The sequence below is a fragment of the Lacrimispora brassicae genome, assembly GCF_054772055.1.
Genome location: NZ_BRYH01000063.1, coordinates 20,573 through 34,248 on the forward strand (window position 1 = coordinate 20,573; position 13,676 = coordinate 34,248).

The following is a 13,676-nucleotide window of genomic DNA, read 5'->3' on the forward strand; positions in this document are numbered from 1 at the left end:
TGCATGTATACTTGACCCTATCAAACATCCTAATAAAAGCGGATCGTCTGACAGGGTCTTTTACCATTTTAAGGGGGTATCTCTTTGAACGAAAAACAAACCACTTATAAAAACGTAGCCGGCTTCCGCTGCCTAAGGAACATCAAGCGGCAGACCAATGATCTGTATCTGGTCCACTGCGGGATCCAGCAGTGTCCTCCGGAATATACCTACGATCACAAAATTCCAAATGAATATCACCTTCACTTTGTGCTGGGCGGCGCAGGCACCATGGAAATTGACGGGAAACGGTATGATATAAAGACCGATGATATCTTTCTCATTCCAAAGGGCCATCCCGTTCTTTACAACGCAGACTGCAAAAATCCCTGGGAATACATGTGGATCACCTTTGACGGAGAAATGGCGGAGGCCTATTTAAGCTATGCAGGCTTATCCTCCCAGCTTCCCTCCATCCATTCCCAGATCCCCAATCAGCTTTATCTTCCCATGATACACAAAATACTGGATACCAGCGAACTGACCTTTGCCAACGAGATCAAGCGGGTAGGATACTTATACGAGATACTGTCCACCCTGATCGAAATGCAGAACACCATAAGAACCATTAAGAAGAACCAGTATGATTATTCCATAGATACTTACGTGGATTATGCCCTTCAGTACATCAAGCTGAACTACGACCGGATCAAGGTCCAGGACATTGCAGACTACATCGGAATCAACCGTTCCTACTTAACCTCAATCTTCAAAAAACAGCTTCACGTTTCACCTCAGGAATATTTAATGAGGTACCGGCTCAACATTGCCGCCCATCAGCTTTCCACCACATCCTTATCCATTCAGGAAATCGCCACAGGCATCGGATATCATAACCCTTTAACCTTTTCCAAAATATTCAAGCAGGAGTTCGGCGTCAGCCCCAAGCATTACAGAGATGAAAAACGGCAGCCATGAGAAACTCGCTTCACGAGTTTCTCATGGCTGCCGCAGTAGTCGCCGAATGAACATGCAAGCATGTTCGCCCGGCTCGTTACCTGCATAAAAAACAGGAGGCTAGTCCTTAAGGACTGCCTCCTGTAACATATTCTATCGGTCTGTCAACACTTCATTAATCTGGGAAACCAGAACATCACAGTCTATTCCATGAACCTGGCAGGCTTCCTCCAGAGACTCGCCCTGAGACGCCGGACAGCCGAGGCAATGCATACCTGCCCGCATTAACATAGGTGCAACGTTCTCGTCCATCTCAAGCAGTGCGCCTATTAACATATCCTTATGGATCTGCATCTTGTGTTCCTCCTTAAAAAAATTGTACTTACTGTCTTTTTAATATAATACTTTTCCTTGTGATTAGCAAGGACTAAATTCCTTTTTTTCTTTCAGGCACCTTGCCGGTAAATTTTTCTCATTAATAAGTCTTGACATTGTATACAGTATTCATATATAATGTATTCATACAAAGATTGTAGGAATTATAATCTTTGCCGGCACTCATTTATAATTTCCACTTATACAGTAGATATTACGGAGGTACAACACTATGAGAACAGAATGGAGAGCTTTCACAGGCGGTGTTTGGGAACGGGAGATCAACGTCAGGGACTTTATACAGAAAAATTACACTCCCTATGACGGCGATGATTCCTTCCTGGCCGGGCCGACCTCAGCGACAAATGAACTTTGGGCGCAGGTCATGGACTTATCCAAACAGGAACGGGAGGCCGGCGGCGTGCTGGATATGGATACAAAGATCATTTCCACCATCATCTCCCACGGCCCGGGATATTTAGATAAAGACAAAGAAACTATCGCAGGCTTTCAGACCGATAAGCCATTCAAGCGTTCCTTACAGCCTTACGGCGGTATCCGCATGGCAGAAAAAGCCTGTGCGGATAATGGCTTCACCATTGATCCTGAAGTCAGGGAATTCTTTACGATTCACAGAAAGACACACAATGGCGGTGTTTTTGACGCCTACACTCAGGAAATGAGGGACTGCCGTTCCAACCACATCATCACAGGCCTTCCCGATGCCTATGGCAGGGGACGCATCATCGGGGATTACCGCCGTGTGGCCCTTTACGGCATTGACCGCCTGATCGAGGATAAGGAAGAGCAGAAGGCAACTACCCGTACCATCATGTACTCTGACGTAATCAGGGAAAGGGAGGAGCTTTCGGAACAGATCCGTGCCCTTAAAGAATTGAAAAAGCTGGGAAGTATTTATGGCTTTGATATTTCCAAACCGGCTGCCAATGTAAAAGAAGCCATTCAGTGGCTGTACCTGGCCTACCTTGCTGCCGTCAAGGAGCAAAACGGAGCTGCCATGTCCTTAGGCCGCACCTCTACCTTTATTGACGTTTATGCTCAAAGAGATTTAGAGGAAGGAACCTTTACCGAGGACGATATCCAGGAGTTTGTGGATCACTTCATTATGAAGCTCCGCCTGGTCAAGTTCGCCCGCACACCGGAATACAATGAACTGTTCTCCGGCGATCCTACCTGGGTGACAGAATCCATCGGAGGAGTGGGTATTGACGGCCGCCATCTGGTGACCAGAACTTCCTTCCGCTACCTGCATACCCTTAAAAACCTGGGAACCGCTCCGGAACCAAACCTGACCGTTCTCTGGTCCACAAAGCTTCCTGAAAGCTTTAAGCGCTTCTGCGCCAAGACCTCCATTGAGTCCTCTTCCATTCAGTATGAGAATGACGATCTAATGAGGGTGACCCACGGAGATGACTATGCCATTGCCTGCTGCGTATCTTCCATGAGGGTGGGCAAGGAAATGCAGTTCTTCGGCGCAAGGGCCAATCTTGCAAAATGCCTTCTGTACGCCATTAACGGCGGCATCGATGAGGTGACCAAAAACCAGGTGGGTCCCAAATACCGCCCCATCACTTCTGAATACCTGGATTACGATGAGGTTATGGATGCCTATAAAGACATGATGAAATGGCTTGCAAGGGTTTATGTAAACACATTAAACATCATACACTATATGCATGACAAATACAGCTATGAGCGCATCCAGATGGCTCTTCACGATAAAAAGGTGATCCGCTGGTTCGCCACCGGAATCGCCGGTCTTTCCGTAGTAGCCGACTCTTTATCTGCAATCAAGTATGCCAAAGTAAAGACTGTCCGGGATGAAAGCGGAATCGTGACCGATTACATCATAGAGGGAGACTTTCCAAAATACGGCAATAACGATGACCGGGTAGACCAGATTGCAAATGACCTGGTACACACCTTCATGAACTATGTAAAAGGAAACCACACCTACCGCGGCGGCATCCCTACCACCTCTATCTTGACAATCACATCCAATGTGGTATATGGTAAGAATACAGGAGCAACTCCTGACGGACGTAAGAAAGGTGAAGCCTTTGCGCCTGGCGCAAATCCCATGCACCATCGGGATACCCACGGCGCCGTCGCCTCCCTGGCATCAGTGGCAAAGCTTCCATTCAGGGATGCCCAGGATGGTATCTCCAACACCTTCTCCATCGTACCGGGAGCCCTTGGCAAGGAAGACCAGATCTTTACAGGTGACCTAGAGGTGGATTTAGAGCTGGATCTTAGGGAAGATCAAATTTAAAAGAAAAGCATATCCAGTTCATTCATCAGTATACAAAAATAAGGAGGGGCTGTTATGGCAGACCCAAAGGAAAAACAAATTGACGATATCGTTTCCATGCTGGATCAGTTCATGGCCGGAAATGGAGGCCACATGAATATCCGGGTATCGGAAGACGGTACCGTAAGCGCCGATAAAACAATGGCAAAATCAGTCACCACCATGAATTCCACGGATTGTGCAGATGGAAATTCCGCCTGTAAAGTACCAACCCTGTTTGAGGCAATGGACACAGAAGAGGAAGATCCGGAAAGCAACCGGCTGTTTATGGAAGACACTTTTTAAGCACAAAAGGAGGATCATATAATGGCAAATATCAGCGAATCCCAAATCAATAACCTTGTAAGTTTATTGGATGGCTATGTGGAGGAAGGCGGACACCACTTAAATGTTAATGTATTCACACGCGATACCCTTTTAGATGCACAGAAGCATCCGGAGAATTACCCCCAGCTTACCGTACGGGTATCCGGCTATGCGGTGAATTTTATCAAACTGACAAAGGAACAGCAGGATGAAGTAATTTCCCGTACGTTCCATAACAATATGTAATAACAGCAAAGAAGGCGATGTACATGACAGGATATATCCATTCCATTGAAAGCTTCGGCACCGTTGACGGACCGGGTGTACGTATGGTGATTTTTTTACAGGGCTGTCCCATGCGCTGCCAGTACTGCCACAATCCCGACACCTGGCAAATGACAGGCGGCACGCCCATGACCACAGAGGAACTGTTAAAACAGTATGAGTCGTCCCGGAACTTTTACCGGGGCGGCGGCATAACGGCTACCGGCGGGGAGCCTCTGATGCAGTTGGATTTTGTGACTGAGCTTTTTGAAGCCGCAAAAAAGAAAGACATCCATACCTGTCTGGATACCTCAGGCGTTACGTTCCATAAGAATGACCCGGATAACTTTAAAAAAACAGACCGGCTTCTGGACTCTACGGATCTTGTCATGCTGGACATCAAGCACATTGATGACCCAAAGCACAAAACTCTTACCGGGCATTCCAATGAAAATATTCTGGATTTTGCCCGGTACTTAAGCCAGAAGGAGATCCCGGTGTGGGTCCGTCACGTGGCGGTGCCCCAGATCACAGACCAGACCCCTGATTTATACAGGCTGGGACGTTTCATAGGCGGGCTTAAGAACGTCAAGGCCCTTGATGTCCTGCCCTATCACGATATGGGAAAGGTAAAATACGAAAGCCTTGGTCTGGACTATCCCTTAAAAGATACCCCTCCCATGTCCAGGGAAGGAGCCGTCGCCGCCAAAAAGATCATCTTAAGTGGGATCAGGGATGTCCGCACAGGGGTCCCCGATCGGTATTGCTCCCAAATTTAAACAAGAATTGTATCATTTTCTACTTGAATATTTCTTATTAATAGTATAAAATATAGAAAAATCTATAAATTATAAGGAGGTAATTTGTCATGGCACGTGTTATTAGTGACGCTTGCGTTAGTTGCGGAAGCTGTGAAGCTGAGTGCCCAGTAAGCGCTATTAGCCAGGGTGATTCTCAGTTTGTTATTGATGCCGATACCTGTATCGATTGTGGCGCTTGCGAAGGTGTCTGTCCAACAGGAGCTATTTCTGAAGCATAATTAAGCATACATAAATGCCTCTTCCCTAGGGAAGAGGCATTTTGTTATATCATCATGTTCTACATACGTGCATACGAATAAAGCAAACGGATATGCAGACATATCCAGTTGATGCCCGGTAAAGCGGGGCACACTGTTCAAAAACTTTAGGCTGAAAGAGGCTTTGCTTTCAACCTGTAATCAGGAAAGGACATTTCTAATATGAAAAAACCACTGATTGGCCTGACCCCCGCCCACGATATTGAGAGCGGTGATGTTAAAGCGCGTCCTACTTATATGCGGGCGTTAAAAGCGGCAGGAGCGATCCCTGTCGTAATGCCCTTAGATGCCTCAGAAGAAGACTTAAAGCAGCTTTCCCAGGAGCTGGACGGATTTCTGTTCACAGGCGGCCCTGATGTGCATCCCTTCCTCTTCGGAGAAGAGACCCAGGCACACTGCGGCAATGTATCCCCAGCCAGGGACCAGATGGAGCTTTCCCTGCTTCCCATGATCATGGAGCTTCGGAAGCCGGTTCTTGGAATCTGCCGGGGAATCCAGGTCTTAAATATCGCTCTTGGGGGAAACATCTGGCAGGATATCCCCTCCCAGGTGACACGGGAGTTTCCTCTCGCCCATTCCCAGCCCTTTCATTATGACATGCCGTGCCACACGGTTTCCTTAACAAAGGGCAGCCTCCTTGCCCAGATATCAGGAAGCGCCTCCATAGAGGTTAACAGCATGCACCATCAGGCGGTCAAGGACGTGGCGGCCGGGCTTATTGCTTCTGCTTACTCCACCGATCATTTGATCGAAGCCGTTGAAATGCCAGGCTATCCCTTTTTTATCGGGGTCCAATGGCATCCGGAATATCTGTGGGAAAAAAAGACCGAGGCATTTAGACTGTTTCAGACGTTTGTAAATGCTTGTAAAGAATGATCTGTATACGTAAAGAATGACCTGTATGTGTAAAAAATCCGCAGCTCCCACTTCCAGCGGCAACTGCGGATTTCCTTGCCTGAGTCTGTTTGACAGCTCTTGTTATCTGAAAGTAGTGTGGTTTTATAACTTTTTTCCATTTCGCCCGAACTTCTTTTTACGGTTAAAAAATGGGATCTTGGAAGCAGCCGCTTCCGCACGCCCTTTGTTATCTTTTTGATACGAACGCATAAGCTCGTCCAACTGCTTAAACCGCTCTTCTTCCTTTTCTTCTTTTAAATTGATTAAATATTCCATTTCCTTAATGACCTTATCATTGACAAGGCTGCTTACATCCTGGCTTAACTGCTCATTATTCACTTCTAAGGCCCGTCCAATGATATGGTTCATGATCTCCTGAAACTGCTCCATCTTTTCGTGGGCAATGGAAATCTGCGCCGTGTTATGTATCTCCAGGCCTGTCCCGTCCTCTGTACCAGATATTGCACTGTCTTTTAATTCCTGAGCTACCTGTCCCTCTAATAATTCATCTGGTATGACAGGATCCCTGCCGTCCTCAATCACCTTCTCAAGCGCTGTCTTAATGGCTTTTAACTGATATCCCTTTTCCTTTAAGTCTTTGATCTGCTTGAATAAACGGATGTGTGCTTCAGTGTAATACCGGTGCCCCATCTCATTTCTGGGAATCTTTAACTCCAGCTCGTCCTCCCAGTATCTAAGGACATGAGACTCCACATCGACTTTCTTCGATGCATCCGATATTAAGTAATGTATCTCAGCCATAGCTATATCCTCTCCTTTGGTTCGTTTAGTTTTCATAACCTTACTATTTATATCTTATGCGGGATTCGAAGGGATTATGAATAGGAATTGGATTTTTTTTAAGGGAATTGAGATTTTTTTTGAATGGGAAGAGGGAGGAATGGAAGAAATGGGGGGGATATTGGGGACATCTTTAGACCGCAGGGACCATCTGGGAGAATGGATTCGAAGGACGAATCCATTCTCCCAGATGGGGGGCGTTCGCCCCATAGAAAAAGAGGGTACCCCGGTCCAGGAAAAGCAAATGAATTTGTTTTTCCTGGACCGGGGTACCCTCTTTTTCTATCCTGCTCATTGCTTGGCCATGTTTGCAAACTTCGTATACTCCGGTCTCCAGACCAGATTGACTGTTCCAATAGGACCGTTTCTCTGCTTTGCAATAATAACTTCTGCAATGTTCGGCATATCTGTATCTTTATTATAATAATCATCACGGTACAAAAACATAACCACGTCGGCATCCTGCTCGATGGCTCCGGATTCTCGAAGGTCAGATAGCATGGGACGGTGGTCTTGTCTTGTTTCGCAGGCTCGGCTTAGCTGGGATAGGGCGATTACGGGAGCGCTCAGCTCTCTTGCAAGGCCTTTAAGGGATCTGGAAATTTCTGAGATCTCCTGCTGGCGGTTGTCGCCGCTTTTTCCGCTTCCGCTCATCAACTGAAGGTAGTCGATGATGACTACGTTAAGACCGTATTCCAGCTTCATCTTACGGCATTTGGAACGCAGCTCTCCAATGGAGATTCCGGGGGTATCGTCTATGATCAGCTTGGAGTTTCCTATGACTCCGATTCCCTCCACTACGGCATCCCAGTCGGAATCGGATAAGGTTCCGGTTCTGAGCTTCTGGGAATCTACGTTGGATTCCATGGCAAGCATACGGTTTACCAACTGCTCCTTGGACATCTCAAGACTGAATACCATAGCGGGTAAACCTTTTTTTACAGCGATATGATCTACCAGGTTCAGCACAAAAGCTGTCTTTCCCATAGAAGGACGGGCGGCGATAAGGACGAAATCGGAAGGCTGCAGACCGGAAGTCTTGTAATCCAGGTCAATAAAGCCTGTGGGGATTCCAGTCACGGTACCCTGGTTTTTGGAGGCCTCTTCGATCTTTTCCAGAACGTTCATGGCAACCTGGCGGATGGGTACGAAATCTCCGGAGCTGCGGTTCTGAAGCAGGTCGAATATGGTCTTTTCCGTGGTAGCCAGAATGGTCTCCAGGGATTCCTTTCCTGCGTAGCAGGTGTTTGCAATGTCTTCGTTTGCCTTAATAAGCCGTCTTAGAACGGCTTTGTTCCGCACAATATTGGCATATGACTTTATATTGGCCGATGTGGGAACAGTGGTGATAATGTCCCTGACAAAGTCCAGACTTGAAACCTCCGGGGGGACATCCTTTTCCTTTAAGCGATTCTGAAGAGTTACCAGATCTATGGGCAAATTCTCATTAAAAAGCTCCAGCATGGCCTCAAACATGACGCCATACTGGTGCTGGTAAAAATCTCCTGCTGTAACGATCTCGGAAGCCGTGATGATTGCATCCCGGTCCATCAGCATGGAACCGATGACGGATTGTTCTGCCTCAATGCTGTGAGGGAGCACCCGTTTGATCAGGGCATCATCCATGTCCGTGCCTCCTAGCTTTCTACTACCTTAACAATTATCTTAGCAATTACATCTTTATGAAGCTTTACCGGAACCTCATGGGAACCAAAGGTCTTAAGGGGTTCAGGAAGGACCAGCTTCTTTTTATCAATGTCATATCCCAACTGGTTCTTAATGGCATTGGAGACTTCCTTTCCTGATACGGAACCAAAGGCTCTTCCACCCTCTCCCGCACGCATGGATAATGTGATAAAGCCTTCTGAAAGCTTGACTCCCAGTTCCTTTGCAGCCTCCAACTGTTCTGCCGCAACCCTGGCTTCATTGGCCTTTTGAAGCTTTAAGTCATTTAAATTCTTAGTTGTAGCCTCAATTCCCAGTTTTTTCGGGAGAATGAAATTTCTTGCATATCCATCATTGACCGCAACGATCTGTCCCTTCTTGCCCAATGCCTTTACATCTTCTAATAATACTATATCCATTATGATATGTCTCCCTTCTCTATCATCTCTTTAATAACCGCTTTTACGCGGGTTTTAGCTTCTTCAATGCTGACACCTGCAAGCTGTGCGCCTGCTATGGTTCGGTGTCCGCCGCCGCCCAGCTTTTCCAACATGACCTGTACATTGACTTCATCGATGGAGCGGGCGCTTATATAAACCGTATGATTGTAATCTGTCATTACAATGGAGGCCTTGATCCCGGCAATGTCAAGCAGCTCGTTGGCTGCCTGGGCTCCCACAACCGTAGGGCTTCCGATTCCTTCTGAGGAACATACGCTGATGGCAAAGCAGTTCTCGAAAATCTCCGCATTCCGGACGGCTTCTGCTTTTGCCTTATAGTCATCCAGGTTATCCCGGAACATCTTCCGCACGCGGACCACATCCGCACCGTTTCTTCTTAAGAAGGCTGCTGCTTCAAAGGTCCTGACACCTGTCTGATTGGTAAAATTATTGGTATCAATGACAATCCCCGCATACAGGGCATCTGCTTCCGGCGATTTGATCTTAATCCCATCTGCAATGTATTGCAGCACCTCCGCTACCATCTCGCAAGAGGAGGAGGCATAGGGCTCTACATAAGAAAGAACCGCATTGTCAATGATCTCACTGCTCTGTCTGTGATGGTCCAGAACCACGATAGTCTTTATAATGCGCAAAAGCTCCGGCGCATCGGTAATGCTGGGACGGTTTACATCCACCACCACCAAAAGGGTATTGGCATCTGCCAGCTCCGCTGCCTTGGCTCCGGTCAGGAATAGATCCTCCGGGTAATCAGAATTTCCCACGAAACGGTCCAGCATCGGACGGACCGAGGTAGTCACTTCATTAATAATGATATGTGCCTTCTTATCCATGGCAGTTGCAATGCGGTAAATTCCAACTGACGCACCAAAGGAATCAATATCCGTTAAACGGTGTCCCATGATCATCAGCCGGTCCTTTGTCTCCATCAGTTCCCTGAGGGCATGGGCCTTTACACGGGCCTTTACGCGGGTGGTCTTTTCAACCTGCTGGGCCTTGCCTCCAAAATACTGGATCCGTTCCCCATCCTTGATCACCGCCTGGTCGCCGCCCCGTCCAAGGGCCATATCAATGGCGATTCTTGCGAACTCGTAATTCCGGTAATAGCTGTCGCCGTTCATACCAAGGCCAATGCTTAGGGTCACTGCCATCTCATTGCCGATATTGACTGTTTTCACTTCCTCCAGAATGGAAAAACGGTTCTCTTTAAGTTCTGTGATATAGGACTGTTTAATGGCGATAAAGTACTTATCCTTTTCCAGCTTCTTTACGATTCCGTTCATATTGGTAATGTACTTGGTGATCTTCCGGTCAATAAGGGCGGTAAGCAGAGAACGGCGCACCTCCTCCACACTTTCCAGCGCCTCGTCATAATTGTCCAGATAAATAAGACCGGTCACCATTTTCTGATCATCCACCATCTGCTTATAGGATAGGATTTCCGTTTCATCAAAAAGATAAACTGCCACAAGCATGTGTCCGGCAGCATCTACGCCAATGGAGGGGATAATGACTTCCGGCGAATCCTTCATATAGACGGCCTTTAAGCGAATCTGGTATTTCCGCCCATTGCATTCAGCATGGACAACAGCCGTGCCTTCATTAAGCTTTAACACTTCCTTCGTTATCTCCGGAAAAATAGCCATGATGTTCTTTCCAGTGGTCTTTAGAGGCTTTTCTTCCCCCAAAGTCTCTGAAAAAGCCGTATTCCCCCAGAGAATTCTTCCATTTTCATCCGCCATTCCATACGGTAGTTCCAGATCGGTAAGGAGTTGCTTCTGCATCCAGGAATATTCCGCAGAAAATTCCACAAGGCCGCTCATCAGAAGACTCCTTCTGTAAGTATAAAGCCAGACTGCTATGCCTATATACAGAAGTGTAAAAGCCGCCATGATGATGCCCGCTTTTGTACTGGCTGCGCCGATCACCGTATTGGCGGCAATCAGCAATGCGCTCAGATAAAGCGGCCACTGCAGATACGTCCTTAGCTGTCCCTTTATTTTGAACTTTTCTTTCATATCTTTCTCCTTATGGAAAAAAGGGTTCTCTTTTCACTATCTTAATATTATATCATAGTCATCTTGGTTCGTCCATTAAAATACAAAAACTAAGGAAATACAAGGCTTTCCGTGGATTTGAAATAATTTTAAAAAGGCTTTTGCGCCGTAAAAAACGCAAAAACCCCTTTGGCTCACATCCATATACTCATTGTTGTCAGATACCGCCAGCCGCCTTTCTCCGCCTTATACCACTCTGCTTTTATCCATTATATATTGATCAATCATCTTAACAATCTGTATTTTTGTATAGGGCTTTATAATAAAGCCAAAGGCCTGGATCTTCCATGCTTCCAGTGAAAAACCTGGAATGCCGGAAAGAAGTACCACCTCCGGCGGGTCCGGAAACTCATACAGCTTGGCTGCAAGTGTAATACCGCTGATATCCGGCATGACCACATCGGAAAACACCATATCTACCGGGTTCTCTCTCACATATTGCATGGCTGTAATTGCTTCACTAAAGCTGCCGCACATCTCAACCCTATCTATTTCCTTTAAAATACGAGTCAGCTTAACTAATAATTCCTCCGAGTTGTCCACTACTATGACCCTGATGCTCATAATGCCTCCCTGGTTCTTTTCACTTTTTTTCATTGAATGTAATAATACTATTATACTTAAAATTGCATATTGTTTCAACGGGAGACATGAATAAAACACGGGATCCCCTTGATTTTGGACCGATTATTTTCCTTTTTCTGTTCCGAATTTGATTGTTTCGAATGAATGATGCAATTCATCAGCTTACCTGGCCTCCGTGAAAAGGACATTCTTGATTACATGTTTTGTTTTATATTTAACAAATTCATTCATATCCTGTTTCCGGTCATTCTATTCCATTTCCTTTCAATATTCTGACTTTCTTCTATATAAAGTAATGTCCGGGGAATAAAAACCGGGGAATAAAACTCTCTGAATGGATATAAAATACGGTGAGTTTCCTAATCCCTCTCTTCCGCATAAAATATATAACAGGCATTATTTTGCGCTGTGTCAATGATTTAGAAAAGTATGGGGAGGAAATACCATGAGTAATTCCGCACTACAAATAGACTTAAATGCATCCACATCAATCGAGTCTGGATCAAATGTCCTCTTCGATTCAATCGTATATCTTTCAGGAAACATTGGTTATGATCCATCAACTGGCAATATTCTTATTCTTGAAGCCGGAAAGTATATCATTCATTGGTGGTTAGCTACACAGTCTTCAGCCTCTTCAAATGGGACTGCTTTCGCTTTATCTTCATCAAAGGGAGATTTCATAATAGGTAATTCTCCTATAAAAACAGGAGAGGTATATGGGGTTGGAATTATTGAGGTCACAACTCCGCCGGTTACCTTTTCACTTGTGAATATCAGTACATCAACTGTATATTTTTCTCAACAGGTTCCGCTGAAAGGAACCCTGGTTGTTATAGAAAACGAAATGGACGGAGCCACTGGACCTACGGGGCCTACTGGACCTACCGGGCCTACTGGGTCTACTGGACCTACCGGCCCCACCGGATCAGCGGGTGTTACCGGGCCCACTGGGCCTGCCGGTACTACAGGGCCTACTGGTGACACAGGGCCTATCGGGCCTACTGGACCCGCCGGTATTACTGGGCCTACCGGGGACACCGGGCCTGCTGGGCCTACCGGTGCTACTGGGTCTACTGGGCCTGCCGGTGCCACTGGTCCTACTGGTGCTACGGGGCCTATGGGTGCTACGGGGCCTACTGGGGCTATAGGATCTACCGGACCGACTGGAGCCACGGGGCCTACTGGGGATATTGGACCCACTGGCAGCACGGGGCCCATCGGACCTACCGGCAACACTGGACCTACGGGTAATACCGGGCCTATCGGCGACACTGGACCTACCGGTAATACCGGACCCATCGGGCCTACCGGCAACACTGGACCTATTGGACCTACTGGCCCCATCGGACCTACCGGCAGCACCGGACCTATTGGACCTACCGGGGATACTGGTCCTACTGGGCCTATCGGACCTAGCGGTAACACTGGACCTACGGGTAATACCGGACCCATCGGGCCTACCGGCAACACTGGACCTACAGGTAATACCGGGCCCATCGGGCCTACCGGGAATACTGGACCTACTGGTGATACCGGGCCTATCGGGCTAACCGGCGATACTGGGCCTACCGGACCCACCGGGCTCACTGGTGATACTGGACCTGCTGGAGATACCGGGCCTACCGGACCTATTGGGCTTACTGGCGATACTGGACCTACTGGTGATACCGGACCTATCGGGCTAACCGGCGATACTGGGCCTACCGGACCCATCGGACTTACTGGCGATACTGGGCCTACCGGGCCTACTGGTGACACCGGACCTACCGGACCCATTGGACTTACTGGCGACACCGGACCTACTGGCGATACTGGACCTACCGGACCCATTGGACTTACTGGTGATACCGGACCTACTGGACCTATAGGGCCTACTGGCGATACCGGACCGACTGGACCTACTGGGGATACCGGAC

The 13,676-nt window shown here is 47.4% G+C and carries 14 protein-coding genes; 8 read left to right on the top strand and 6 right to left on the bottom strand.

Annotation, left to right across the window (positions count from 1 at the left end):
• Window positions 1-84: 84 nt before the first annotated feature.
• The gene (locus ACYVD3_RS27050) at window positions 85-957 is read left to right on the top strand and encodes an AraC family transcriptional regulator (protein WP_460645613.1); all 873 of its coding nucleotides are present in this window, start codon (window positions 85-87) and stop codon (window positions 955-957) included.
• Window positions 958-1,089: 132 nt separating this feature from the next.
• On the opposite strand, the gene ACYVD3_RS27055 is transcribed toward ACYVD3_RS27050, so the two are convergent.
• Window positions 1,090-1,290 (bottom strand): DUF1858 domain-containing protein, encoded by a 201-nt coding sequence (locus ACYVD3_RS27055; protein WP_460645614.1) that lies wholly within the window; start codon window positions 1,288-1,290, stop codon window positions 1,090-1,092.
• Window positions 1,291-1,543: 253 nt separating this feature from the next.
• Here ACYVD3_RS27055 and pflB point away from each other — a divergent pair, with 253 nt between their 5' ends.
• From pflB to ACYVD3_RS27085, 6 genes are all read left to right on the top strand, one after another.
• Window positions 1,544-3,604 carry a formate C-acetyltransferase gene (pflB, locus tag ACYVD3_RS27060; protein ID WP_460645615.1) on the top strand — a complete coding sequence of 687 codons (2,061 nt, stop codon included), beginning with the start codon at window positions 1,544-1,546 and terminating at the stop codon, window positions 3,602-3,604.
• A 54-nt stretch (window positions 3,605-3,658) separates the two neighbouring features.
• On the top strand, window positions 3,659-3,928 hold the full coding sequence (locus ACYVD3_RS27065) for a hypothetical protein (protein WP_460645616.1): 270 nt from the start codon (window positions 3,659-3,661) through the stop codon (window positions 3,926-3,928).
• A gap of 21 nt (window positions 3,929-3,949) precedes the next feature.
• Window positions 3,950-4,195 carry an autonomous glycyl radical cofactor GrcA3 gene (grcA3, locus tag ACYVD3_RS27070; protein ID WP_460645617.1) on the top strand — a complete coding sequence of 82 codons (246 nt, stop codon included), beginning with the start codon at window positions 3,950-3,952 and terminating at the stop codon, window positions 4,193-4,195.
• A 23-nt stretch (window positions 4,196-4,218) separates the two neighbouring features.
• Window positions 4,219-4,992: a pyruvate formate-lyase-activating protein gene (pflA, locus tag ACYVD3_RS27075; RefSeq protein WP_460645618.1), complete on the top strand. Its 774-nt coding sequence runs from the start codon at window positions 4,219-4,221 to the stop codon at window positions 4,990-4,992.
• 89 nt (window positions 4,993-5,081) lie between these two features.
• Window positions 5,082-5,252 (top strand): DUF362 domain-containing protein, encoded by a 171-nt coding sequence (locus tag ACYVD3_RS27080; RefSeq protein ID WP_013271049.1) that lies wholly within the window; start codon window positions 5,082-5,084, stop codon window positions 5,250-5,252.
• Window positions 5,253-5,453: 201 nt separating this feature from the next.
• Window positions 5,454-6,167, top strand: a complete 714-nt coding sequence (locus ACYVD3_RS27085; RefSeq protein ID WP_460645619.1) for a gamma-glutamyl-gamma-aminobutyrate hydrolase family protein — start codon at window positions 5,454-5,456, stop codon at window positions 6,165-6,167.
• Between the two features lie 123 nt (window positions 6,168-6,290).
• Here the strand turns inward: ACYVD3_RS27085 and ACYVD3_RS27090 are convergent, their stop codons facing one another.
• The 5 genes from ACYVD3_RS27090 to ACYVD3_RS27110 form a co-directional block, all read right to left on the bottom strand.
• Window positions 6,291-6,950, bottom strand: a complete 660-nt coding sequence (locus ACYVD3_RS27090; RefSeq protein WP_460645620.1) for a helix-turn-helix domain-containing protein — start codon at window positions 6,948-6,950, stop codon at window positions 6,291-6,293.
• Between the two features lie 330 nt (window positions 6,951-7,280).
• The gene (dnaB, locus tag ACYVD3_RS27095) at window positions 7,281-8,615 is read right to left on the bottom strand and encodes a replicative DNA helicase (protein WP_460645621.1); all 1,335 of its coding nucleotides are present in this window, start codon (window positions 8,613-8,615) and stop codon (window positions 7,281-7,283) included.
• Window positions 8,616-8,626: 11 nt separating this feature from the next.
• Entirely contained in the window at window positions 8,627-9,073 is a 447-nt protein-coding gene (gene rplI, locus ACYVD3_RS27100; protein WP_460645622.1) for a 50S ribosomal protein L9, read from the bottom strand.
• Window positions 9,073-11,133, bottom strand: coding sequence for a DHH family phosphoesterase (locus ACYVD3_RS27105; protein ID WP_460645623.1), 2,061 nt, complete (start codon window positions 11,131-11,133; stop codon window positions 9,073-9,075). The genes rplI and ACYVD3_RS27105 overlap by 1 nt, the downstream gene beginning before the upstream one ends.
• A 225-nt stretch (window positions 11,134-11,358) precedes the next feature.
• Window positions 11,359-11,736, bottom strand: coding sequence for a LytR/AlgR family response regulator transcription factor (locus ACYVD3_RS27110; protein WP_460645624.1), 378 nt, complete (start codon window positions 11,734-11,736; stop codon window positions 11,359-11,361).
• Between the two features lie 466 nt (window positions 11,737-12,202).
• Between ACYVD3_RS27110 and ACYVD3_RS27115 the strand changes: the two genes are divergently transcribed.
• Window positions 12,203-13,676 (top strand): collagen-like domain-containing protein (locus tag ACYVD3_RS27115; protein WP_460645625.1); only part of this gene is annotated, 1,474 nt, incomplete at its 3' end.